Origin of the sequence: Salinicola lusitanus, assembly GCF_003206045.1 — a bacterium.
Lineage (GTDB): Bacteria > Pseudomonadota > Gammaproteobacteria > Pseudomonadales > Halomonadaceae > Salinicola > Salinicola lusitanus.
Window position 1 is genome coordinate 99247 of record NZ_PZJM01000004.1, and the last position, 24509, is coordinate 123755.

General features: G+C 64.7%; 23 protein-coding genes. 17 read left to right on the forward strand and 6 right to left on the reverse strand.

Annotated elements, in window-relative coordinates:
- From DOM45_RS07680 to DOM45_RS07710, 7 genes are all read left to right on the forward strand, one after another.
- Window positions 1-309, forward strand: coding sequence for a DUF2845 domain-containing protein (locus DOM45_RS07680; protein ID WP_110599194.1), 309 nt, complete (start codon window positions 1-3; stop codon window positions 307-309).
- Between the two features lie 113 nt (window positions 310-422).
- The gene (locus DOM45_RS07685) at window positions 423-1352 is read left to right on the forward strand and encodes an AEC family transporter (RefSeq protein WP_110599197.1); all 930 of its coding nucleotides are present in this window, start codon (window positions 423-425) and stop codon (window positions 1350-1352) included.
- Between the two features lie 25 nt (window positions 1353-1377).
- Complete coding sequence (locus tag DOM45_RS07690) at window positions 1378-3777, forward strand: DNA polymerase II (protein WP_110599199.1); 2400 nt, start codon at window positions 1378-1380, stop codon at window positions 3775-3777.
- A gap of 167 nt (window positions 3778-3944) precedes the next feature.
- Window positions 3945-4214 (forward strand): hypothetical protein, encoded by a 270-nt coding sequence (locus DOM45_RS07695; protein WP_110599201.1) that lies wholly within the window; start codon window positions 3945-3947, stop codon window positions 4212-4214.
- A 223-nt stretch (window positions 4215-4437) separates the two neighbouring features.
- Complete coding sequence (locus tag DOM45_RS07700; RefSeq protein ID WP_110599203.1) at window positions 4438-5166, forward strand: glutathione S-transferase; 729 nt, start codon at window positions 4438-4440, stop codon at window positions 5164-5166.
- 82 nt (window positions 5167-5248) lie between these two features.
- Window positions 5249-5764, forward strand: a complete 516-nt coding sequence (gene luxS, locus DOM45_RS07705; protein WP_110599205.1) for an S-ribosylhomocysteine lyase — start codon at window positions 5249-5251, stop codon at window positions 5762-5764.
- 165 nt (window positions 5765-5929) lie between these two features.
- Window positions 5930-6391 (forward strand): tellurite resistance TerB family protein, encoded by a 462-nt coding sequence (locus DOM45_RS07710; RefSeq protein ID WP_110599207.1) that lies wholly within the window; start codon window positions 5930-5932, stop codon window positions 6389-6391.
- A 7-nt stretch (window positions 6392-6398) separates the two neighbouring features.
- Here DOM45_RS07710 and DOM45_RS07715 read toward each other — a convergent pair whose 3' ends face one another.
- A complete protein-coding gene (locus DOM45_RS07715) occupies window positions 6399-7475 on the reverse strand; it encodes a serine hydrolase (RefSeq protein ID WP_110599209.1) in 1077 nt (358 codons plus the stop codon).
- Window positions 7472-8662, reverse strand: a complete 1191-nt coding sequence (locus DOM45_RS07720; protein ID WP_240612323.1) for a heparan-alpha-glucosaminide N-acetyltransferase domain-containing protein — start codon at window positions 8660-8662, stop codon at window positions 7472-7474. The genes DOM45_RS07715 and DOM45_RS07720 overlap by 4 nt, the downstream gene beginning before the upstream one ends.
- Window positions 8663-8846: 184 nt before the next feature.
- Between DOM45_RS07720 and apbC the strand changes: the two genes are divergently transcribed.
- Both apbC and dcd read left to right on the forward strand, forming a co-directional pair.
- Window positions 8847-9650 (forward strand): iron-sulfur cluster carrier protein ApbC, encoded by an 804-nt coding sequence (gene apbC / locus DOM45_RS07725; protein ID WP_232822251.1) that lies wholly within the window; start codon window positions 8847-8849, stop codon window positions 9648-9650.
- Window positions 9651-9874: 224 nt separating this feature from the next.
- A complete protein-coding gene (gene dcd, locus DOM45_RS07730; RefSeq protein WP_110599211.1) occupies window positions 9875-10441 on the forward strand; it encodes a dCTP deaminase in 567 nt (188 codons plus the stop codon).
- A gap of 138 nt (window positions 10442-10579) precedes the next feature.
- Here dcd and DOM45_RS07735 read toward each other — a convergent pair whose 3' ends face one another.
- The 3 genes from DOM45_RS07735 to purM form a co-directional block, all read right to left on the reverse strand.
- The gene (locus tag DOM45_RS07735; RefSeq protein WP_110599213.1) at window positions 10580-11668 is read right to left on the reverse strand and encodes an aldo/keto reductase; all 1089 of its coding nucleotides are present in this window, start codon (window positions 11666-11668) and stop codon (window positions 10580-10582) included.
- A 175-nt stretch (window positions 11669-11843) separates the two neighbouring features.
- Window positions 11844-12596: a phosphoribosylglycinamide formyltransferase gene (gene purN / locus DOM45_RS07740; protein WP_110599215.1), complete on the reverse strand. Its 753-nt coding sequence runs from the start codon at window positions 12594-12596 to the stop codon at window positions 11844-11846.
- Window positions 12593-13687, reverse strand: coding sequence for a phosphoribosylformylglycinamidine cyclo-ligase (gene purM / locus DOM45_RS07745; protein WP_110600389.1), 1095 nt, complete (start codon window positions 13685-13687; stop codon window positions 12593-12595). Before purM ends, purN begins: the two co-directional genes overlap by 4 nt.
- 91 nt (window positions 13688-13778) lie before the next feature.
- Here purM and DOM45_RS19990 point away from each other — a divergent pair, with 91 nt between their 5' ends.
- The 3 genes from DOM45_RS19990 to dauA all read left to right on the forward strand — a co-directional run bounded on the left by DOM45_RS19990 (window position 13779) and on the right by dauA (window position 16547).
- Complete coding sequence (locus DOM45_RS19990; protein WP_157958369.1) at window positions 13779-13985, forward strand: hypothetical protein; 207 nt, start codon at window positions 13779-13781, stop codon at window positions 13983-13985.
- Window positions 13982-14683 (forward strand): DnaA regulatory inactivator Hda, encoded by a 702-nt coding sequence (hda, locus tag DOM45_RS07750; RefSeq protein ID WP_110599217.1) that lies wholly within the window; start codon window positions 13982-13984, stop codon window positions 14681-14683. The genes DOM45_RS19990 and hda overlap by 4 nt, the downstream gene beginning before the upstream one ends.
- An 88-nt stretch (window positions 14684-14771) precedes the next feature.
- Complete coding sequence (gene dauA, locus DOM45_RS07755) at window positions 14772-16547, forward strand: C4-dicarboxylic acid transporter DauA (protein ID WP_110599219.1); 1776 nt, start codon at window positions 14772-14774, stop codon at window positions 16545-16547.
- Here dauA and DOM45_RS07760 read toward each other — a convergent pair.
- Window positions 16526-17539: a LysR family transcriptional regulator gene (locus DOM45_RS07760; protein WP_110599221.1), complete on the reverse strand. Its 1014-nt coding sequence runs from the start codon at window positions 17537-17539 to the stop codon at window positions 16526-16528. The genes dauA and DOM45_RS07760 overlap by 22 nt on opposite strands.
- A 177-nt stretch (window positions 17540-17716) precedes the next feature.
- Here DOM45_RS07760 and DOM45_RS07765 point away from each other — a divergent pair, with 177 nt between their 5' ends.
- From DOM45_RS07765 to DOM45_RS07785, 5 genes are all read left to right on the forward strand, one after another.
- Window positions 17717-18952, forward strand: a complete 1236-nt coding sequence (locus DOM45_RS07765) for an aldose epimerase family protein (protein WP_110599223.1) — start codon at window positions 17717-17719, stop codon at window positions 18950-18952.
- Between the two features lie 316 nt (window positions 18953-19268).
- The gene (locus tag DOM45_RS07770) at window positions 19269-20261 is read left to right on the forward strand and encodes an arabinose ABC transporter substrate-binding protein (RefSeq protein ID WP_110599225.1); all 993 of its coding nucleotides are present in this window, start codon (window positions 19269-19271) and stop codon (window positions 20259-20261) included.
- A gap of 42 nt (window positions 20262-20303) precedes the next feature.
- On the forward strand, window positions 20304-21797 hold the full coding sequence (gene araG / locus DOM45_RS07775; RefSeq protein ID WP_110599227.1) for an L-arabinose ABC transporter ATP-binding protein AraG: 1494 nt from the start codon (window positions 20304-20306) through the stop codon (window positions 21795-21797).
- Window positions 21798-21849: 52 nt separating this feature from the next.
- The gene (araH, locus tag DOM45_RS07780; protein WP_110599229.1) at window positions 21850-22851 is read left to right on the forward strand and encodes an L-arabinose ABC transporter permease AraH; all 1002 of its coding nucleotides are present in this window, start codon (window positions 21850-21852) and stop codon (window positions 22849-22851) included.
- 221 nt (window positions 22852-23072) lie between these two features.
- Window positions 23073-24473: a GntP family permease gene (locus DOM45_RS07785; protein WP_110599231.1), complete on the forward strand. Its 1401-nt coding sequence runs from the start codon at window positions 23073-23075 to the stop codon at window positions 24471-24473.
- The last annotated feature ends 36 nt before the right edge of the window (window positions 24474-24509 follow it).

Here is a 24509-nt window from a genome sequence, read left to right on the forward strand (position 1 = left end):
ATGCGGGGTGGTCGCCAGGCGTCGTCGATCGGCTTGGTGATCCTGTTGCTGGGTGTCGCGAATCCCGTGATCGCGATGCGATGCCAGAGTGGGCTGACCGCCAACGGCGATACCCCCGAACAGGTCCTGCAAAAATGCGGCGCACCGGCGTCACGTGTGATCGAACTGCCGCAGCGGCGCGGCGGCCATCTCATCGAAGGCGCGGTAAGGGTCGAGCGCTGGGTATATGGCCCCAGGCACGGTGCTCGCTACCCTCTACGATTCTTGGCGGGAAAGCGGGTCGACGAGCGTCTCGAGCTCAGCCCCTGATGGCTGGCGTGGCCGGCGTTCGATCCCCTCGCTCCGGGCCGACCGACGATGCCTTCCAGTGTTACAGTTAGCGGCCAAATCGTTACCGCCGACTGTCGCTAAAGGAATCCCGGATGGCCGAAATCGATCTTTCCCAGTCGCTCTGGATGCTGCTCTTCTTCGTGGCGCTGGGTTGGCTGGCGGCACGACGGTTGAGGGTCGATCCGCGGCCGATAGCGACGCTGCTCGTCTACATCATTTCACCGCTGACTTTCTTCCATGGCCTGACCCAGGGGCAGCCCAGCGCCGACAAGCTGGTCCTGACGGCCAGCGTGCTGTTGCTGGCGACTTGCCTATGCGTCGTGGTCAACGGGGTGGCCAGCCGCTTTTTCGCCGAACAGGAGCGGGCGCTGCTGGCCTTTTCCGCCGGCACCGGCAACACGGGTTACTTCGGGTTCCCGATCGCGCTGGTGCTGCTGCCGCCGGAGGGGGTGACGCTCTATCTCTTCTGCATGCTGGGGGTTTCGCTCTACGAGTTCACGGTGGGTTTCTATGTCAGCGCCCGGGGACGTTTCTCGGTGAAAGAGAGCCTGGCCCGGTTGGCAAGGCTGCCGCTGATCTACGCCTTCGCGGCCGGCATGCTGGTCAGCGCGCTGGGCTGGCAGGTACCGGATGTCGTTGCCGATGGGCTCGACTACTTCAAGTACTGTTTCACGGTGCTGGGAATGATGATCATCGGCATGACCCTGGGACGCGTGACGTGGCGGGAGTTCGACCTGCGATTCGTTGCCGGCTGCGTGGTGGTGCGCTTTGTCGTCTGGCCGCTGGCGACGCTATTGATGGTGCTGCTGCTGCGAATGAGCGTGGGAATCTCGGACTCGCTGGCGCTGGCCTTTCTGCTCATCGGCGCCGTCCCCATGGCCGCCAATGTCGTGGTCATCGCCATGGAACTGGAGATTCGCCCCGAGAAGGGCGCCATCGCTGTACTGATCACCACACTGGCCGCACCCTTGCTGATACCGGTCTACCTCGGGTTCGCGCTGCCGTGGGTGCTCTCCTTCTGAGGGCTCTTCGAACGGAATGGAATGGATGTCGACCGACGTGCAATCGAATAGCGTGACGCAACGGGGCTTCATCCTGACCCGGCATTGGCAGGATACGCCGGCCGGCACCGAGGTGTCGCTTTGGCTGGCCACCGACGATGGGCCGAAATGGGTGCGCCTGCCGCCACAGACATCGGTGGCTTTCCTCCCGGCCGATCAGCGCGAAAGGGCCGAACGCTCGATTCGCCACGAGCGCGATGTGGAACTGCGTGAACTCGATCTCAAGGACTTCGAGTCCCGGCCGGTGCTCGGCCTCTACTGTCGGCAGCATCGTCAGTTGATGAACCTGGAGCGACGTCTCGCCGACGCCGGTGTCGAGCTGTTCGAGGCCGATATCCGGCCACCGGACCGCTATCTGATGGAGCGCTTCATCACCGCACCGGTCGAGGTGATGGCGACCCAGGCGGCCGACGGTTCGCTGATCGATGCACAATTGAAGCCGGCGCCGGCCTATCGGCCGCAGTTGAGGCTCTGCTCGCTGGACATCGAGACCAGCGAGCGCGGCGAGCTCTACTCGATCGGCCTGCACGGCTGCGGCCAGCGCATCGTCTACATGCTCGGCCCGCCGGCGGGGGCGGGCAGCGAGGCGGATCGCGAGCGCGACTTCGAGCTGATCTACTGCGACTCCCGCGCCGACTTGCTGCACGCGCTGAATGCCTGGTTTGCGCGCTTCGACCCGGATGCGATCATCGGCTGGAGCGTGATTCAGTTCGACCTGCGCCAGTTGCAGCGTCACGCCGACCGCCTGAATGTCGCCCTGCGGCTGGGGAGAGGCGGAGCGCCGGTCGAGTGGCGGGCCCATGGCCACCAGCCCAATCACTATTTCGTCACCATTCCGGGGCGACTGGCGATCGACGGTATCGAAGCGCTACGCTCGGCGACCTGGAGCTTTCCCTCCTTCAGCCTCGAGAACGTTGCCCAGACCCTGCTGGGCGAGGGCAAGGCGATCGACAATCCCTACCAGCGCATGGCCGATATCAACCGCATGTTCGCGGAGGACAAGCCGGCGCTGGCGCGCTACAACCTCAAGGATTGCGAGCTGGTGACGCGGATCTTCGCGCATACCCGGATCATCGACTTCCTGCTCGAGCGGGCCAGCGTCACCGGGCTCTCCGCCGATCGCAGCGGAGGTTCCGTCGCGGCATTTTCGCACCTCTATCTGCCGCGCATGCATCGGTTCGGCTTCGTTGCCCCGACCCTGGGCAGTCGCGACGGCGACGACAGCCCGGGTGGTTATGTGATGGATTCGCGCCCGGGACTCTACGACTCGGTACTGGTGCTCGATTTCAAGAGTCTCTATCCCTCGATCATCCGCTCGTTTCTGATCGACCCGGTGGGGCTGGTCGAGGGGCTCGCCGACCCCTCGCCCGAGCATGCCGTGCCCGGTTTCCTGGGAGCCCATTTCTCGCGCACCCGGCATGCGCTGCCGGCGATCGTGGCGCAAGTGTGGGAGGGGCGCGAGGCGGCCAAGCGCGAGGGCAACGCGCCGCTGGCCCAGGCGTTGAAGATCATCATGAACGCCTTCTACGGCGTGCTCGGCTCGCGGGGCTGCCGCTTCTTCGACCCGCGGCTGGCTTCATCGATCACCATGCGCGGCCACCAGATCATGCGCCGTACCCGGGAGTTGATCGAAGCCGAGGGTTATACCGTTATCTATGGCGATACCGACTCGACGTTCGTGTGGTTGGGCGGGGTGCACGAGGCCGATGCCGCGAATACGATCGGCACTCGACTGGTAGCCAGGGTCAACGCCTGGTGGCAGCGCCATCTGCAGGAGGCGTTCCAGCTCGACAGCGCTCTGGAACTCCAGTTCGAGACGCACTTCACACGCTTCCTGATGCCGACCATTCGTGGCACCGAAGAGGGCAGCAAGAAGCGTTATGCCGGCCTGGTCCGCGAGGCGGACGGCAGCGAGCGACTGGTGTTCAAGGGGCTGGAGTCGGTGCGCGCCGACTGGTCGCCGCTGGCGAGGACATTTCAGCGGGAGCTCTACCGGCGGATTTTCGCCGACGAACCCTACCGCGATTACGTGCGCGAGACCGTGCAGCGGACGCTGGCCGGGGAGAACGACGATCAACTGGTGTATCGCAAGCGACTCAGGCGCAAGCTGGACGACTACCAGCGCAATGTTCCGCCCCACGTGCGCGCGGCACGCCTGGCAGACGAGTTCAACCGCCAGATGGCGCGTCCGCTTCAATACCAGAATGGCGGCTGGATACGCTACGTGATCACGGTCGCCGGCCCGGAGCCGCTGGAGAATCGGCGTTCGACGATCGACTATGAACACTACGTCAGTCGTCAGTTGCAACCGGTCGCCGACGGCATCCTGCCGTTCGTGGGCGAGGATTTCGAAAAGCTCACCGGTCGTCAGTTGGGGCTTTTCTGAACGTTCTCGATGCTCCATCCCCGCTTTGGGCCGTTGACGCCAGATGCCGATTGACAGCCCTGGGAGACGGTGCTAAATACGCGCTGCCGGCAATCGTGCCGGTGCTGCGCCAGGCAACCGGGCACGTGGATGCACGGTGCCGGGCGCCCCTCGAGGATTCATTCACGATGGCATTTCGCCGTATCTTGATGGCGTATGGCTTGGTCATGGCGATGGCCGGTTGCGCCTCCAACACCTTTGCGCCCAATTACCAGTCGAACAATACCGATGTTTTGCGGATCGGTGGCGAGCGCCCCGACGCCGCCGCCCCAGCCGTCGAGGATCTCGGCTCGTTCTGTGTCCAGACCACCCAACAATGGAACGATCAGGGCAAGACGCCGGACGGTCAGCGTCTGTGGGTGAAGAGCACGCTGCGCCAGGCGGTGGCGTGTCGCTGAGCCACTGAGTCCTCGGCCTTCGGCCGGCTGCCCGCGGGTCGTCGCCAGTGGGACGGTACAAGAGGCTCGAACCCTAACGGGTTCGAGCTTTTTTTGGCCTATGCTGAGGGGCGTGCTCGATCGGTGGATCACGCTCGCCTGGGGTTGTCTGCCGACGATCGCGTCGCCATGTACCCAACAGCCGGCACGCACGCGAACGGTGCCGAAAAGGGGAGGTAAACGGATGACCTACGAGCTCTACTACTGGCCGGGCATTCCCGGCCGTGGCGAATTCGTTCGCCTGGCGCTGGAGGATGCTGGCGCGGATTATATCGATGTCGGCAAGCGGTCCTCCGACAAGGGGGGCGGCGCGGGTGCCGTCAGCGAATTCATCCACGGTAGCGACCTGGGACAGCCGCATTTCGCGCCGCCGGTGTTGAAGGCCGAAGGGCTCGTCATTTCCCACGTCGCCAACATCCTGCAGTTTCTCGGCCCCCGGCTGGGGTTGGTGCCGGAGGATGAGTCCGCCCGTGTCTGGGCCAACGGACTGCAGTTGACGCTGACGGATTTCGTCGCCGAGATCCACGACACCCACCACCCGGTCGGCAGTTCGCTCTACTACGAGGATCAGCAGGACGAGGCGAAGCGGCGTGCCCGGGTCTTCGTGCAGGAGCGTCTGCCCAAGTTTCTCCACTATTTCGAACGTGTGCTGGCGACCAATGCCGGTGACGAGCCCTATCTGGTGGGAACGGCGCACAGCTATGTCGATCTGTCGCTGTTCCAGGTGGTGACGGGGCTGCGTTATGCGTTTCCGCGGGCGATGGAGAGATTGGAGCCGGAAATACCGGAAGTGACCGCACTGGTCGATCGTGTCGGTCAACGACCGACGCTCTCCGCCTATCTCACCTCTGATCGGCGGCTCGATTTCAACCAGGGCGGCATATTCCGTCATTATCCCGAACTGGACGGGTGAGCGCGGGGCGTCGGCGCATGACAGCGCCGGTTAGCGTGCTAAAGTAGATACCTGTCCGGACACGTCAACAAGGAGGCAAGGCATGCCATTACTCGACAGCTTCATGGTCGACCACACCAAGATGAATGCACCGGCGGTGCGTGTCGCCAAACAGATGAAGACGCCGGGCGGTGACGACATCACCGTCTACGACCTGCGCTTCTGCATTCCCAACGAAGAGATTCTATCCGAGCGGGGCATTCACACCCTCGAGCATCTCTTCGCGGGTTTCATGCGCCAGCATCTCAATGGCGACGGCGTCGAGATCATCGACATCTCGCCGATGGGGTGCCGTACCGGGTTCTACATGAGCCTGATCGGACAGGTCGACGAGGCGACCGTGGGCGCGGCCTGGAACGCCGCGATGGAAGACGTGCTGGCGCTGACGGACCAGAAGTCGATTCCCGAACTCAACATCTATCAGTGTGGCACGGCGGAGATGCACTCCCTCGATGAAGCGCAGCAGATCGCCAGGAACGTGACCACTCGCGGGATCGGCGTCAACTCCAACAGCGAACTCAAGCTGACCGAGGAGTTCCTCGCAGCCCACGGGGCGTGACGAGCCCGGCATCCAGTCCGACGCGAGAGTGCTGACGACGTATCGGACCCGCAGCCCCTGGCTGCGGGTTTTTTTGTCGGCGCGGCCCGCCCGGAAGAACCTTTGGGACAATCGGTGTCAAAACGTTACCCGATTGTTCGCCGTTCACCGCAGGGGGATTGACCAATGCTCGACACCGTTCAGCAGTTCTTTCAACGCGTTCTCGCCACGCCGCAGTCCGACGGCCGAGACGTGATCACGACGCAACTGGCGGTCGCCGCGCTGTTGAGCGAGATCCTGCGCGCCGACTACGAAACCGATCCCGAGGAGCTGGCCATGTTGCGTCAGATGCTGATGACGCAGTTTTCGCTGGACGAGGTCGCCGTCGACGAACTGGTCGAGCAGGCGCAACGACAGGTCGATGAGGCGGTGGACCACTTCCAGTACGTCTCGCTGCTCAACGAGCGCTACGACTACGATCAGCGTGTCGCGCTGATTGCCGCGATGTGGCGTCTGGCCTACGCCGATCATGAGCTGGCGGCGCTGGAGGAGCACCGGATTCGCCGCCTGGCCGATCTGCTCTATGTGACTCACAGTGACTTCATTCGCACCAAGCTGGCGGTGCAGGAGGAACTGAAGCGGGGGTGACGGAAGTTCAGTCTTCCGCGAAGCCCTCGTGCGCCAGCACGCCGCTGGATTCGACCGCGCGGCCGATGGCCTGGAAGGTGCGCTCGGCCTCCCGCCGCGAGGGTGCGTCCCGCAGGCAACTGACGATGACGACCGCCCCCGGTGTCCCGGGGGCTAGGATGCCGGCATCACAGAAGCGTGAATACTGGGTTCCGGTTTTCTGGGCAAAGGGCCACTGCCGCTGGAACCCGGCGGCCAGGCGCCGATGGCCCGTGTCGGCACGCTGCATGATCGACAGCAGGGTGGCGGTGGCTGCGGCGGGCAGCGCCTCGCCCTCGTCGATCCTCTCCAGCATGTCCGCGTAGCGATCCAGCCGACCCGAATTGAGCCCGGTGGCGTAATAGCGCTGGTAGGCTGCGGCGAGATCGAGCGGTGGAAATTGCTCCCGTCGGCTATCGGTCAACTGGGCGAGCCGGATCAGGCGCGGTTCGCCGAAGTCGGCCTGTCGCAGGTCGATCAGTTGCCTGCCGGTCAGCGATTGTGCCCTGGGCGTGAAGATGCCGTAGAGATGTCGTCTCACGTCGATCAGGGTGGTAATCGGGCCGATCCCTTCGTCCGTCAACGATCTCGCCCGGCGATTGACCGCTTCCAGTCCCACTCGTCGCATCAACATGTCGGTCGCGGTGTTGTCGCTGTCGATCAGCATTCGCTCGAGCAGGGTCCGCAGGGGGATCCTGGTGTCGGGCGCGGCCCAGTTGGTGGCACCCGCGCCGTCGACATAGTCGCTGGCGTGGAGTGTCATGGTGTCATCGAGATCGGCACCGTCCCTGGAGATCCGGTCGAGCAACTCCACCGCCACCGGGACCTTGACCAGCGAGGCCCAATACCAGCGCTCCGCGTCGCGCCATCCGACTCGTTCTCCGTCATCGAGTCGACGAACGTGAACGCCGATCTCCCCGGTGCCCGTGCGGTCGTGATAGCGCTGATCGATCACCGCCAGCTGCTTCTCGAGCCGAGCCTGCCAGGCGTCGGCCAAGGTCGGCGGCGCCCAGAGCAGAACGCTGAGGCAGCCGATCAGTACCCGTCGTCGGCGATGAGGGATCATGAAGCGCCCCGTCTCGATGTCAGCCAGTGGACCAGTCGGATCCAGCCGGCCGTGGCGACGATCAGGGCCAGCGTCAGGCCGAGAGCCGTCGAGTAGTCGATGTTGTGCCAGTAGCCGAGCGCGATGCGGAACAGCAGGAAGATCACGCTGATATGGAAGATGAACGCCTGCAGGGCATCGCTGCCGATCAGGGTCACCGGCCTGAGCCATGTCGCCAGCGTCTTTCCGCCGACCACGGCGATTGCCAGTAGTGCCAGGGCCCCTCCCAGGCTGAACAGCATGAAGTCGAGCGCCGGCGGGTGCTTCCCAACGTTACGGGCCAGGGCCGCAAGGGTGTCGTCGAGGGTGGGCAGCGCGAGCCAGAAGAACAGCGCGAACAGCGTCGCGGAGGTGGCGACGAGCGAGGCGATCAGAACCCGTCGGACAGCGGGGCTGGCGAAGCCGTAGAGCATCCACTCCCCGATCAGCAGGCCCAGCAGCACCAGGGGGCCGCGTGTCAGTTGCCCCCAGACGTAGTAGTCCGGGTGCTCGACCACCAGCGCCTTGAGCTGCGGCAGTTCCCAGAAATCGAACTCGCGAGCGAGCCAGAGGCCGAACCCGGCCATCAGGATCGGGCTGGCCAGTCGGAGCCAGCCGGGAAATCGCTTCCATGCAGAGAGGAACCACGGCATCCAGAGCAGGGCGATGGCGTAGAAACCGAGTATCTCGACGAAGCTGGGAAAGCGCTGGTACCGAAGCGCGTCGAGGATATCGGCCGTCGGATAGAGATGGCTCATCTCGACGATCGTGAGGATCTTGTACCAGATCCAGACGACCACGCCCCGCTTGATCAGGCTCCAGCGTCGGCGCGGCCAGTCCGGCTCTCCCACGCGGGGCAGGAAGACCACGGCCAGGGCGATACCGAACACGATCACGAACAGTGAGGAGGAAAACTTGGTGATCAGATGGATCGGCACGATGCCCCAGTCGGGGAACTGATCGAACGGCAGCAGCCCCTTGATGCCGTGGCTCAGGATCATCAGCACGACGGCGAAACCGCGGGCCAGGTCGATGGCGTCGATCCGGCCGCCGGCCCTTGGCGCCGCGAACGGGGCTCGCCACCAGGGAGTGGCGGGCGAGGGCATCACGGCGGAAGAGGTCGCGGTGGCGTGAGCCGCGGATTGGCCGGCGAGCGTCGTGGGGCACATCCCTGTGTCTCCAGGCTGTCACGGGGCGCCCGAGCGCGGGCGGGTCTCGGGTTACTCTACCACCTGCCCGCCGGTACTGCTGGCATGGCGCGCCAGCAATTCCGACCGCGCCGCTAGGGTATCGGCCCCACGTCTCGTTATACTGGGCGCCAAATCATGGTGTGACCGTTGCAAGGAGAGATTCGTGATCGAGGGCATCAAGCATATCGTGGCCGTCGCTTCCGGCAAGGGCGGGGTCGGCAAGTCGACCGTCACCGCCAATCTGGCGCTGGCCATGGCGGCGGAGGGCTACCGCGTGGGCCTTCTCGACGCCGATATCTACGGTCCCAGCCAGGCCCGAATGCTGGGCCTGCCGGAGAACACCCGCCCCGAAGTGATCGACGAGAAGAGCATGAAGCCGGTGATGGCGCACGGCATCCAGGCGATGTCGATGGCGTTCATGGTCGATATCAATCAGCCGATGGTATGGCGGGGGCCGATGGTCTCCGGTGCCTTCCAGCAACTGCTCAACCAGACGCTGTGGGACGATCTCGACTTCCTGTTCATCGACATGCCGCCGGGTACCGGTGACATCCAGTTGACGCTGGCGCAGAAGGTGCCGGTGGATGGCGCGGTGATCGTCACCACGCCGCAGGACATCGCGCTGCTCGACGCCCGCAAGGGCATCGAGATGTTTCGCAAGGTCAATGTGCCGGTGCTGGGCGTGGTCGAGAACATGAGCCTGCACACCTGTTCGAACTGCGGCCACAGCGAGCCGATCTTCGGTGCCGGTGGGGGCGAGCGCATTGCCGAGCAGTACGACACCCAGCTGCTGGGCCAGCTTCCGCTGCAGCTGTCGATCCGAGAGCAGGCCGATGGTGGCAAGCCCAGCGTGGTGGCCGAGCCGGATGGTGAGGTCGCCGCCACGTTTCGCGCCATGGCGCGCGCGGTCGTCAGCGGTGTCGCCGGGCAGGATACCGGTGGGCCCTCGATCTCGTTCAGCGACTGATCCCGGCTCGCACGAGCCGTCGCCAGCCTCGTGCGGACGGGGTTGGCGCGTGCCGCGGAGACGCGTCTTGCCGCCATTTTTCGCCGCCGGCCAGCCTGAATGCTGTTTTCGGACGCGTCGTTTCCTTCACGGAAGCGGGCCGCTATCATGTCGCCCACCGAGAAGTTTCCCCGATGATTTCATGACGTCGTGACGACGTCTGCCCCTGTCTCAAGGACGCCTGCATGAGCATTAAATCCGACAAGTGGATTCGCCGTATGGCGGAGCAGGAGGGCATGATCGAGCCGTTCGAGGCCGATCAGGTCCGCCACGTGAACAACCAGCGAGTGATCTCCTACGGCACGTCCAGCTACGGCTACGATGTACGCTGCGCCGACGAGTTCAAGGTGTTCACCAATATCCACTCGGCGATTGTCGATCCCAAGGCGTTCGACGAGAAGAGTTTCGTCGATATCAAGGGCGATGCCTGCGTGATTCCGCCCAACTCTTTTGCCCTGGCGCGTACGGTGGAGTATTTCCGTATTCCACGCAGCGTGCTGACGATCTGTCTGGGCAAGTCGACCTACGCCCGCTGCGGCATCATCGTCAACGTGACGCCGCTGGAGCCGGAGTGGGAAGGGCATGTCACCCTGGAGTTCTCCAATACCACCAATCTGCCGGCCCGGATCTACGCCAACGAAGGCGTGGCGCAGATGCTGTTTCTGGAGTCCGACGAGATCTGCGACGTCTCCTACAAGGATCGCGGCGGCAAGTACATGGGGCAGCGCGGCGTAACGCTACCGCGCACCTGAAAGAACTACCCGCGTTGACAATACTGCGTCAAAAACGGCCTTAAAATGCTCATTTACAACCTCGTAAACTGCGCTTTTCCGGCCGTTTTCTCCTTGTCTTGCCTGCCTCGCTCACGTTCTTCGGTAGTTAGTTGATTATCATGAGGCCGAGCGGTCATCGGTGCGGTTCTTGATGGTCTCACCGAAGCCATCCAGGAACGGCTTTTCCGCCGGATCGAGGCGATCCATGCCGGAGACCACCCGATGCCAGTAGGGATAGAGCGGTGCCGGACGGGTCAGCCGTTCGAGACGCTGGTGCTCCTCCTGGCTCAGCTCGAGGTCGGCGGCGGCGAGGTTGTCGCGCAGGTGCTCCTCGCTGCGGGCGCCCACGATCAGTGAGGTAACGCCCGGGCGATCCTTGAGCCAGGCGAGGCAGACGCGCGGGATCGAGCAGTCGTGGGCCTCGCCGATGGCGGCCAGCGCCTCGATGATGTCGTAGGCGCGCTCCATGTCGTGGATGTAGGGCTCCGGCCAGCCGTTGCCCTGACGCGTATCCGGCGGCGTCTTCTGGCCGCGACGGACCTTGCCGGTCAGAAAGCCTTCGCCCAGCGGCCCCCAGATCAGCGAACCAACGTTCTGGTCCAGCGCCAGTGGCATCAGTTCGTACTCGGCTTCACGAGATTCCGGCGTGTAGTAGATCTGCTGGCTGATCGGCTTGTTGAAGCCGTGAAGTTCGGCCTTGCCGAGGGTCTTCATCATCTGCCAGCCGGTGTAGTTGGACGTGCCCCAGTAGCGGACCTTGCCGCTGGAGACCAGATGGTGCATCGCCTCCAGAGTTTCCTCGATGGGGGTGACGCCATCCCAGTTGTGCAGTTGATAGAGATCGATATGGTCGGTGCCGAGCCGTTGGAGGCTGGCCTCGACGGCGCGAATCAGGTGGTAGCGCGAGGCGCCGCTGGCGTTGGGATCGTCGCCCAGCGGGCTCCTCCCCTTGGTGGCGAGGATGATGTCATTGCGCTTGCTGCCGAGCGCCTTCCCGGTGATCTCCTCGGCCAGGCCCAGCGAATAGAGATCGGCGGTATCGATCAGGTTGACGCCGGCATCGAAGGCGATGTCGAGCAGTTTCTTGGCGCCCTTGACGTCGACGCTCGCTGCCTTTTCGAAACCGTTGGCACCGCCGAAAGGCACCGTGCCCAGGGTCAACGTCGATACCATCAGACCTGAATTGCCCAGCGGACGATAATCCATATCGCTTCTCCTCCTTGGTTGCTGAAAGCTGCGCTGACGGAAATGAGAGTCGCCCGGCAGTGTGCCGGGCGCTGCACGGTATCAGTCTGGCAAAGATTGGCGTCAGGGCAAGCCAGGGGGAGAGGCCGGTGGCAACAGCATGACTCGCACGCGCCGGCATCCGGCGCGCGCGGGCTCAGTCGTCGAGGTCTTCGTCGAGCTCTTCGGCGGCATCGGCATGGGACATGCGCAGACCGGTGGGCGGCAATGGCATGTTGTCCAGCGTCACCTTGCCGTCGGCCGACAGCTTGATTCGGCCTTCCAGGAACCAGCGTACCGCGATGGGATAGATCAGGTGCTCGCGGGCATGGATCTTCTCGATCAGCGCGTCGATGTCCTGATCCGGCGCGACGTCGACCACGGCCTGGATCACCACCGGTCCGCCATCGAGTTCCTCGGTGACGAAGTGCACGCTGACGCCATGCTCCGAAACGCCGTCCGCCAGCGCGCGCCGGTGCGTGTCCAGGCCCTGGTAGGCCGGCAGCAGCGAGGGGTGGATGTTGAGCATGCGCCCACGGTAGTGATCGACGAAAGCCGGCGTGAGAATACGCATGAAACCCGCCAGTACCACCAGGTGCGGTTCGTGACGGTCGATCACCTTGATCAGCGCGGCGTCGAAGGCTTCGCGGGAGTCATACTCACGGTGGGGCAGGGCAACCGCGTCGACCCCGGCATCCTTGGCTCGCTTAAGCCCGTAGGCATCGGCCTTGTTGGCGATCACGGCGACGATTTCGCCGCCACCGAGCTCCTCGTGCTGCTGGGCGTCCAGCAGCGCCTGCAGGTTGCTGCCATTGCCGGAGATCAGCACCACCACCCGCGGCTTCTCGGCCGCGGCGGCCTCGAAGTCGTTCAACGTGTCGTGCTGTTGTGAAGGATAGTCACCGCTCATGCCGGCAGGTTCTCCAACTGGACGGCCTCGGCGCCGTCACCGCGGGCGACGATATCGCCCAGCCGATAGACCGTTTCCCCGCTGGCTTCGAGATGGGCGATGGCCTGGTCGACCTGGTCGCGGTCGACTGCGATGACCATGCCGATGCCGCAATTGAGTACCCGGTACATCTCACGCTCTTCCACATTGCCCTGCTGCTGCAACCAGTCGAAGATGGCCGGACGCTGCCAGCGGGTGACGTCGATCCGGGCCGCCAGATCGTCCGGCAGCACGCGTGGCACGTTCTCGAGCAGGCCGCCGCCGGTGATGTGGGAGAGGGCGTGCACGTCGACGCCGCCGGAACGGATCAGCGACAGCAGCGACTTGACGTAGATACGGGTCGGCGCCATCAGCAGGTCGGCCAGCGGCTTGCCGTCGAGGGTCTCGTCGAGCTTGCCGCCACCGACCTCGAGGATCTTGCGGATCAGCGAGTAGCCGTTGGAGTGCGGTCCCGACGAGGCCAGCCCCAGCAGCACGTCGCCTTCGCTGACCTTGCTGCCGTCGAGGATCTCGGACTTCTCGACCACGCCCACGCAGAAGCCGGCCAGGTCGTAGTCGCTGCCTTCGTACATGCCCGGCATCTCGGCGGTCTCGCCGCCGACGAGCGCGCAGCCGGCCTGGCTGCAGCCCTCGCCGATACCGGTGACGACATCGGCGGCGATATCGACGTCCAGCTTGCCGGTGGCGTAGTAGTCGAGGAACTGAAGGGGTTCGGCGCCGGCGACGATCAGGTCGTTGACGCACATGGCGACGAGATCGATACCGATGGTGTCGTGTCGGCCCAGATCCATGGCGAGACGCAGCTTGGTGCCGACGCCGTCGGTTCCGGAGACCAGTACCGGCTGGCGGTAGCCGCTGGGAATTTCACACAGTGCGCCGAAGCCGCCGAGCCCACCCATGACTTCCGGACGCGAGGTGCGCTTGGCGACGCCCTTGATTCTCTCGACCAGCGCATTGCCGGCATCGATGTCGACGCCGGCGTCACGATAGGTCAAGGAATGCCGGCCAGACGAACCGGGCGCGTTCGGAGTGTCGGAAGAGGAGCGCGTCATGGGAGGACCTTTCTGAATGGGGATGATGTTCGGCGGGGCGCATTGTAGCATTGCTTCATTGAGGGAACAGCCGAAGGGCGACGAGAGCGCGATGACAACACTGCAAATCTGGAGCGTGATCGGGGGCGCACCGGCGATCTGGCTGTCTGCCCTGCCGGAGCCGGTCTCCCCGCCGGCGTGCGATGGTGCGATCGGTGGAATCGTCGCTGCCGCCATGGGCGGCCCGTTGCCGCTTCGTGGCCGGGCGAGAAACGTCCACGTCGCCCGGGGCCCAAGCTGGGGGAGTGGATCCGCATGAGCGTCGGGCCGTCACAACTCCCGCTGGGGGTCGGTCTTCGCGATGATGCGACGCTCGCCAACTACCTGCCTGGCGACAATGCGTCGCTGGTGTCGCACCTGACCGGGCAGCTGCAGGAGGGTGGGGAGTCTTTTCTCTACCTGTGGGGTGGCGAGGGCGTGGGTTGCAGCCACCTGCTGCAGGCGGCCTGCCACCAGGCGGATGCCCAGGGCAAGCGCGCGCTCTACCTTCCGCTGGATACGCTGGGACACTTCCCGCCCGACATTCTCGAAGAGCCGGAACGGCTCGATCTGCTGGCCATCGATGACCTGCAACTGGTGGTGGGGCGCAAGCGCTGGGAAGAGGCGCTGTTCCACGGCTTCAACCGCTTGCGCGATGCCGGCAAGCGGCTGGTGATCGCTGCCGACCGCTCGCCGCGCCAACTCGAGGTCAAGCTGCCGGACCTGGCTTCCCGCCTGAGTTGGGGGATGGTGTTCCATGTCCAGCCGCTGGACGACGTCCAGCGGCTGGCCGCTCTCCAACTCCGGGCCCGGGTTCGCGGGATGGAACTGCCGGCGGAAGTGGGGCGGTATATCCTCCATCGCGGGCCGCGCCAGCTCGACCCGCTGTTCGAGATTCTCTCGCGGCTCGACCGCGCGTCGCTGTCTGCCAAGCGCAAGCTGACCATTCCTTTCGTCAAGCAGGCGCTGGAGTGGTGAGCCGGCCCGCGCGGCCGGCGTCCCGTAGCGCCCACCTCTGACACCAATACCGGGCCCCGGTAGCGGGTATTCGACTCAAGGATCCATCATGGCTCGTCGTCGTTTTGCGCTGGACCCACCCGGGATCGCCACCGCCATGCGCGCGGTCTGGCGTGAAGGCTACGGCATCGCCGACCTTCGCAAGGATGTGATGGCGGGAATCACTGTCGGCACGGTGGCCGTGCCATTGTCCATGGCGCTGGCGATCGCCACCGGCGTGGCTCCGCAGCACGGGCTCTACACGGCGATCGTCGCCGGTGCCGTCATTGCCCTGACCGGGGGCGCCCGTTTCAGCGTATCCGGACCCACCGCCGCTTTCGTCGCCATTCTGTTCCCGATCGTTCAGCAGCATGGCCTGGGCGGCCTGCTGATCGCCTCGATGATGGCGGGCATCATCCTGATGGTGCTGGGTGCGCTCCGCATGGGGCGGCTGATCGAATTCGTCCCCTATCCCGTGGTGCTGGGCTTCACGGCGGGCATCGCGGTGGTGATTGCGGTGTTGCAGATTCCCGACTTCCTGGGGCTCTCCGGTGCCGGGCTGGGTGAACATTTCCTCGAGAACGTGGGCAGAATTGCCCGCTCGATACCGAGTCTCGACCCGTTGGAGACAGGGATCGGCATCTTCACCCTGGCGGTCATGCTGCTGTGGCCACGCGCCAGGATCCCCGTTCCCGCGCCGTTGATCGGTCTCGTCGCCGGCGCGCTGGTGGCCTATTGCGCCAATCGTTGGGCGGGCGCCGACGTCGAGACCATCGCCTCACGCTTCAGCTGGTCAGCGAACGGCGCAAGCGGAAGCGGGATTCCGCCCATCGCGCCTTCGTTCGCGCTTCCCTGGCTGCTGCCGGGCGCCGATGGCGAACCCCTCGAACTGAGCTTCGACCTGATCCGCTCGCTGCTCGGACCGGCGCTCGCAATCGCCATGCTCGGCGCGATCGAGTCGCTGCTCTGCGCGGTGGTGGCGGATGGGCTGACCCGGAGCAAGCATGACCCCAATGCCGAGCTGATCGGGCAGGGGATGGGCAATATCGTGGCGCCGCTGTTCGGCGGAATCACGGCCACGGCCGCCATCGCGAGAACGGCCACCAACATCCGCAGCGGTGCGCGCTCCCCGATTGCCGCGCTGGTGCACGCCGGCGTGGTCCTGCTCGCGGTGATGGCACTGGCGGGGCTGCTCGGGCTGGTGCCGATGGCATCCCTGGCCGCGCTGCTGTTCGTCATCGCCTGGAACATGAGCGAGGCCCGACACGTCCTGCGGGTGCTGCGTTCGTCTCCCCCCGGCGACGTCGCCATCCTGATCACCTGTTTCGCGCTGACCGTCCTCTTCGACATGGTACTGGCGGTGGCGGTCGGCATCGGGCTGGCGGCGGCGCTGTTCATTCGCCGAATGGCGCTGCTGACGCATACCGATCGTGTCGATGTCGAGAACCATCCCGCGACCCTGGGGCTGCCGGCCGAGATCGCGGTCTATGACATCGATGGCCCGCTGTTCTTCGGGGTTGCCGAAAAGGCGCTGACCTCGTTGCATCGCGTCGATCCCAAGGTGCGCATCGTCATCATCGACATGGGGGGCGTTCCGAGCATGGATGGCACCGCCATCGTGGCATTTCAGGCTCTGGTCGAAGCGATGAGACGTCAGCAGGTCGCCATCATTCTGGTCGGCCTGCCTGCGCGCATCATCCTCAAGCTACGCCGCGCCGGCATCCGCAGAACCGGAACGTTGACGTACTGCCGGGATCTCCCGCGGGCCAGGAGCGTGGCGTTGCGCTGGCAACGACGGCTGACGGAGGCGAGTTCGGCCCCCGTTCAGAGCGTCACATCCCGGTAATGGGTCGGCGTCCTGGCCTGGCTCTCGCCATCAGCGGCCTTGCGCTCGCGGATCAACTGATGAAGCGTGCTCATCAGTTTCGCGGCACCGGGTGACATGCGTCGTTCGCGCAGGCTGATCAGGCCGAACGGCTGGACGCTGATGGCATCCGTCGACGGCAGGATTGCGAAACGGGGCTGAGTGCACAGCAGATCGGCGACCTCCCGGGTCGTGACGGTGACCGAATCCGACTTGTCGACCATGGCGAGCGCCATGTAGATATCCGGCGTATTGATGATTCGCTGGGGGGGAGCCACCTTGTGGTGCAGGAAGAGGTGCTCGACGCGCTGGCGCATCAGCGCCCCGGGGGGCTGGAGCACCCATGGATAGTCCAGCATCGACGCCAGATCGAAGGTCTCACGGGCGGTGAGCGGGTGATCCGCCCGGCACACGAAACACAGCGCTTCCTCCCCGATCTCCTCGAACACGAAGTCGCCGGCCGGCATTCCGCTGGGGATCCGGGCGATGGCGAAATCGAATTCGCCGTCGCGCAACCGCGGTACCAGGTTGCGGCTGACGTCGACATCGATATTGACCTCCAGGTGCGGGCTGTCGCGGTGGACGCGCTCCACCGCGCTGGCCAGCAGCGTCACGGCCGGCGCGAGAACCGTGCCGATGGAAACCGTCCCGGCGTTGCCGTCATTGAGCGCATTGATCTCTTCGCTGGCCTGGGCCAGCGAGGTCAACATGCCGCGGGCATGACGAATCAGGCTCTCCCCATACCAGTTGGGCGTCACCCCCCGTGAATGCCGGTCGAACAGCGAGACGCCGAGCAGGTGCTCGAGATCGCCCAGCAGCTTGGACGCCGCCGGTTGGCTCATGCCCAGCCGTTCGGCGGCACGATGCAGGTTGCGGCAGTCGTCGAGGGCGACGAACAGCTGGAGATGACGGAACTTGAGCCTGACGCGCAGGAACCAGTCCGGTGGCAGCAATTCGCTGGAGTGAGACTTCATGCCGCCATCCCGCGTATGGATTCGACGTTTTTATAAGGCATGTTGCGCTGTTCTCGCATAGTCAGATCGGGGCGCCCGGTCTAGGGTGTAAACGATCGTGTCGGCGGAAAGGAGCCGGCCGGAACGTCAGCAACGACAATCGGGACGTGAAGCTCAAATGGAAGACAGGAGTTCACTATGACTCGCCATCTCTCTGCTGTTCACCGATGTCTCGGCATCGGCCTGCTGGGCATGATGATCGGCCCGGCCTTTCTGCAAGCCCAGGCACAAACGGTGTCGACCACCTCGTCTTCGGCCATGCCGCCGGGGATCGAGCGCTCCTCGTTCGGCCAACTGCCGGATGGCCGCGAGGTCGACTGCTACCGCATCACCAACGACAACGGCATCGAGATGCGGGTCATCAACTACGGCGGCATCATCGTATCGCTGAAGACCCCCGACCGGGCCGGGCGGATGGATGACATCGTGCTGGGCTTCGATTCGATCGGTGATTATCTCTCCGACACCTATCGTCAGGCCAACCCCTACTTTGGTGCCTTGATCGGGCGCTACGGCAACCGCATCGCCAACGGTCGCTTCACGCTCGACGGGGAGACCTATCATCTGCCGACCAACGATGGACCGAATACGCTGCATGGCGGCGATGTCGGATTCAATCAGCGGCTGTGGCACGCCGAGCCTTTCTCTTCCGCCGAGGGGCGAGGCTTGGTGCTGACCTATACCAGCGCGGACGGCGAGCAGGGCTTTCCCGGACGGCTCTCGACGCGGGTCAGCTACACGTTGACCAACGACGACGAGCTGGCCATCGATTATCGCGCCAGGACGACACGCGCCACGCCGGTCAACCTGACCCAGCACAGCTATTTCAACCTGAAGGGCGAGGGCAGCCCCAGCATCCTGGACCACCAGCTGATGATCAACGCCAGCGCCTACACGCCGATCGATGAAACCCTGATCCCGACCGGCGAGATCGCCGACGTCAGCGGTACGCCCTTCGATTTTCGCGAGCCTACCGCCATCGGCGCACGTCTGGGTCAGAAGAATACCCAGTTGGCCTATGCCAAGGGTTACGATCACAACTTCGTGCTGAGCAAGAATCCCGGACAGGACGATCTGCCGACGCTGGCGGCCAGGGTCATCGAACCCCGCAGTGGCAGGGTGCTCGAAGTGGCCACCACCGAGCCTGGTCTCCAGTTCTACTCGGGCAATTTCCTCGACGGGAGCCTCACCGGCAAGAGTGGACGTCCCTACACCCACCGTTCCGGTCTGGCACTGGAGACGCAGCACTTTCCCGACTCCCCCAACCAGCCGAACTTTCCCTCGACGATCCTGAGACCCGACGAGACCTATCACTCCCAGACCATCTATCGCTTCTCGACGACTGCATCGGAAAACCGGCTCGCCACGGATTGAGTCCTGCCCGGAGAGTCGGCCGCGACTCTCCCATGGGTCCCGCCAGAGCCGCCGCCATGGCGGCTCTGTCGGACTAAAACGCCTGTTTTAACCAAAGTCGAAAAACGACTTTAGTCGGCCCGGCGGGTTCGTCCGCTGTGGTTCGCCCCGCCTGCCTGTTGTCCTCCCGGTTTGCTGATAGCAAATCATATATCGGTTTGCCGTTGGATCGTTATTAGCCGGTTATCGAACAACGGCTTAGTGTCACGACAGCCATGTCGTGGCAAACGTCATCCAACAACAAACCCGATGTCCCCCGAGGGGCTGGAGGCCGCCAATGATTCGCTTTCTAAAATCGTCACTCTTCGTACTCGGCGTGACCGGCCTGGGGGTCGCCTCCGCGCCGCTCCTGGCCCAGGACGAGGTCAAGATCGGGTTCATCGTCAAGAAGCCCGAACAGGCGTGGTTCATCAACGAGCAGGATGCGGCGACCAAGCTCGGCCAGGAGGAGGGCTTCGAGGTGGTGCGGCTGGCCGGCGAGGATGGCCAGCAGGTACTCAGTGCCATCGACAACCTGAACTCCCAGGGCGCGCAGGGGTTCGTGATCTGTCCGCCGGACGTGCGACTCGGGCCGGCGATCGTCAATCGCGCCAAGCAGTACGGCATGAAGGTAGTGACCGTCGACGACCAGTTCCTCGGCGCGGATGGCGAACCCATGGCTTCCGTCCCGCATCTGGGGATGTCGGGCTACAAGATCGGCCAGCAGGTCGGCGAGACGATCGCCAAGGAGATGAAGGCGCGGGGTTGGGATCCGCAAAGCGTGGCTGCCCTGCGCATCAGCAACAACGAGCTGCCCACTGCCAAGGAGCGCACCGACGGCGCCACCGACGCGCTGCTGGAAGCCGGCTTCGTCAAGGACAACATCTTCGACGCGCCGCAGCAGAACACCGATACCAGCAGTGCCTTCGCGGCGGCGTCTCCGGTGCTGTCGAAGAACGGCCGCTTCGAGCACTGGGTGATCTTTGCGCTCAACGAGGAGAGCGTGCTGGGTGGCGTCAGGGCGAGCGAGCAGTACGGCTTGTCTCCCGACCAGGTCATCGGCGTCGGCATCAACGGCTCCGGCGCGGCCTTCGCCGAGTTCTCCCGCGAGAAGCCGACCGGCTTCTACGGCACGATTGCCGTCAGCTCGACCATGCACGGTCGCCAGAGCGCCGAGAATCTCTATACCTGGATCACCGAAGACAAGGAGCCGCCGGCCAACACCGAGACCACGGGCACGCTGATGACGCGCGACAACTGGCAGCAGGTTCGCGAAGAGCTGGGCCTGTAGGCCCGTTCGCGAGACCGCGTTCCCATCGCTGAGGAGACTGGAATGGCGGAAGCTTATCTTCGCATCGACGGCATCACCGTCGAATTCCCCGGCGTCCGGGCGCTGGATGGTGTCAGCTTCGCCGCGCGGGGAGGGGAAGTCCACGCCTTGATGGGCGAGAACGGGGCCGGCAAGTCGACGCTGCTCAAGGTGTTGAGCGGCGTCAACCGGGTCACCAGCGGGCAGCTCTGGATCGATGGTGAGCCGATCGTTTTTGCCAACGCGCGGGAGGCGTTGCGCCGTGGTGTCTCGATCATCTACCAGGAGCTGACGCTGTCGCCCAATCTTTCGGTGGCGGAGAACCTGCTGCTGGGGCAACTGCCGGTCAAGCACGGCTTTCTCGACCGGCGTCGGCTGCGCGAACGGGCGATGACGATCCTGGAGGAGTTGGGCGAGGGGAATATTCACCCCTCGACCAAGGTGCGGGATCTCTCGATCGGCCAGCAGCAGATGATCGAGATCGGCAGGGCGCTGCTGCGCGATGCCCGCATCATCGCCTTCGACGAGCCGACCAGTTCGCTCTCGGTCCAGGAGATCCGGCATCTCAAGCGGATCGTCTCACGGCTGCGCGACGAGGGGCGCGTGGTGCTCTACGTGACCCACCGCATGGAAGAGGTGTTCGAGATGTGCGATGCGGTCACCGTGTTTCGCGATGGCCGCCATATCCGCACCCACGACACCCTCGAAGGTCTCGATCACGACACCCTGGTCAGCGAGATGGTGGGTCGCGAGATCGAGGATGTCTACGGCTACCGCCCGCGGGAACGCGGCGAGGTATTGATGCGCCTCGAGGGGATCGAGGGGCGAGGCGTGAGGGCGCCGGTCACTCTGGAGGTGCATCGCGGCGAGGTGCTGGGACTGTTCGGACTGGTCGGCGCGGGTCGCAGCGAGCTGATGCGGCTGGTTTGCGGGGTCGAGCGTGCCACGGCCGGCCAGGTCTCGTTCGACGGCACCAGCCGCCGGTTCGGCTCGGCCCGGCAGGCGATCCGCGCCGGCATCGCGATGTGCCCGGAGGACCGCAAGTCCCAGGGCATCTTTCCCGTGGCCAGCGTCTCCGACAATCTCAACATCAGCTGCCGGCGCTTCTTCAAGCGCTGGGGAGGCTTTCGCGACCCTGCGCGAGAGACCCGCAACACCCAGGACTACATCCGCCAGCTACGGATCAAGACGCCGGGCCCCAAGACCCCCATCGCCAATCTCTCCGGCGGCAACCAGCAGAAGGTGATCCTGGCGCGCTGGCTGGCGGAGGAGATCGACCTGTTCGTGATGGACGAGCCGACCCGCGGGATCGATGTCGGCGCGCGCCGGGACATCTACTCGCTGCTCTACGACCTTGCCGAGCGGGGCAAGGGCGTGCTGGTCATCTCCAGCGATCTGGCGGAGGTCAGCTCCATCTGCGATCGCATCGGGGTCATGCGGAACGGTGAACTCATCGACATCGTCCCGCGTGAAGAGGCGACGCCCGAGCGTCTGCTGGGCCTGGCGCTACCGGCCTGAGAGTGGCCACGGATTTCCACGAGAGTCTTGAATCGCAAGAGGATTCGACAACATGAACGACAAAGTTGCCGCCCAGTCGACGCTGCCCGTCGCAGGGCGCAGGGGACTTCCCAAACCGCTGCGAACGCTGCTGGACACGTCGGGGCTGATCGCCGTCTTCATCCTGCTGTTCATCGGCCTCTCGGTGCTGGTGCCGGACTTCCTGACCGGGCGCAACATCGTGGGCCTGCTGCTGTCGGTGACGCTGATCGGCACCATTGCCACCACCATGATGATGGTGCTGGCACTGGGGGAGGTGGACCTGTCCGTCGCCTCCATCGTCGCCTTTTCCGGCGTCGTGGCGGCGATGGTGACATCCACCAGCGGCAGTGTGGCGATCGGCGTGCTGGTGGGGATCGCGGCGGGCGCCGCCGTCGGTGCCTTCAACGGCTTCGTCGTCGCCCGCTTCGGCATCAACTCGCTGATCGCCACCCTTGCGGCGATGGAGTTCGTGCGCGGCCTGGCCTACATCACCTCCGGCGGCGATGCGGTAATGATCACCGTGCCGGGGTTCTTCGACCTGGGCAGTGCATCGTTTCTGGGGCTGACGCTGCCGGTGTGGACGATGATCGGCTGCTTCCTGGTCTTCGGTGTCGTTCTGAACATGACGGCATTCGGCCGCAACACACTGGCGACCGGGGGCAACTCGGAAGCGGCCAGCCTGGCGGGCGTCAACGTGCGGCGCCTGAAGATCATGGTATTTGCGCTCCAGGGGCTGGTGGCGGGTATCGCCGGCGTCCTGCTCACCTCGCGAATGGGGCTGGGCGATCCCAATACGTCGCAGGGTCTGGAACTGGCCGTCATCTCGGCCTGTGTACTGGGTGGCGTCTCGCTCTCCGGCGGCGTCGCCTCCATCACTGGCGTACTGGTCGGGGTGCTGATCATGGGCTGCGTGCAGAACGCCATGGGGCTGCTCAACGTCCCCACCTTCTATCAGTATCTGGTGCGCGGGGCGATTCTGCTGCTGGCGGTCATGTTCGACCGCTGGAAGCAGACGCGTCGCGCTGGTGGCTGACGGGGCGGTCGAGCGAAAACTGCAACTTTGGTCGGGTCGCCTGGACCGCCTTGCGTGATGAACCCGGGGCGCCACGCTCGAGACGTGCCTTTCGATAACCATATGCATATCGATATCGCAGAATTTTGGCATTTCCTGGTTATCGGATCTTAGCGCTAACGTAGCGGCACCCCACGGCGAGCGTGTCAGGCTGGAGCCGTGGCAGGAGTCAGGAGGACGCCATGCAAGACACGACACAAGCGGCGGCCGGTCTCCCCACCTTGGGTTTGCTGGGGATTGCCGTTGCCGCCATCACGATTCTGCTGATCTTGATCATCCGGGTGCGCCTGCATCCCTTCTTCGCCCTGGTCATCGTCAGTATCGGCACCGCGCTGGCGACCGGCATTTCGGTCGCCGACCTGCTGCCGACGCTGCTGGGAGGATTCGGCAAGACGCTCGGCAACGTGGCGTTGCTGATCGGGTTCGGGGCCGTACTGGGTCGTCTCGTCGCCGTGTCGGGCGGCGCGCGCGTTCTGGCCGACACGCTGATCCGTTTCTTCGGCAGCAGGCGGGCGCCCCTCGGGCTGTCGATCGCCTGTCTATTGTTCGGCTTTCCGATCTTTCTCGACGCGGCCTTCGTGGTAATGCTGCCGGTGATCTACTCGGTGGCCCGCGAACTGAAGGCGTCGCTGCTGCTCTATGGCCTTCCGGCCGCGGGGGCGTTTCTGGTCATGCACGCGTTGATGCCGCCGCATCCCGGCCCCGTTGCGGCTGCCGTGTTCCTGCACGCCGACATCGGCCAGGTGCTGTTCATCGCCCTGCTGGTGGGGCTGCCGACGTGGTACGTGATGGGCTACCGGCTGTCGCTGCTCCTGGCCAATCGCTCGCCGTTCCAGCCGGTGCCCAACCTGATGGGCGGGGAGAGCGAGGAGGTCCCGCCGGAGAAGCGCCCGGCCTTCGGCACCGTGCTGCTGGTACTGCTGCTGCCGCTGGCGCTGATCTTCCTCAACACCGGGCTGTCGACGCTGGGCCAGGGGGGCGTCATCGATGGCGACAACCCGTTGGTCGCCGCGCTGATGGTGATTGGCGAGACGCCGATCGCGCTGCTGATCAGCACCTGTATCGCGATGTGGCTGTTGGTCATTCGGTCCAGCGAGCGCGGCGCGATGGACTCGATCAACGAGATCGTCGAGCAGGCGTTGTCGCCGGTCTGCAGCATCATCCTGATCACCGGCGCCGGCGGCATGTTCGGCGGGGTGCTGACGGCGAGCGGTATCGGCGATGCGCTGGCGGATAGCCTGCAGGCGTTCGGCCTGCCGGTGATCCTCGCCGGCTACGTGATCGCCTCGGTGATTCGGATCGCCCAGGGTTCGGCAACGGTCGCGGGGACTACGGCAGCGGGAATCATGGCGCCGGTGGTACTGGGCGATCCGGGCCTGGCCGGGCTGCCCGCCGCCTGCATCACCGTGGCGATCGTCGCGGGCGCGATCGGCTATTCCCATGTCAACGACTCCGGGTTCTGGCTGGTCGGTCGCTTCCTCGGTGTCGACACCAAGACCATGCTCAAGACCTGGACGGTGATCTCCACCGGTATTTCGCTGATGTCGTTCGGGCTGGCATGGCTTGTGTTTTCCCTGCTGTGACGCTGCCCGACGACCGGTTGGCAACATCCTGGACGA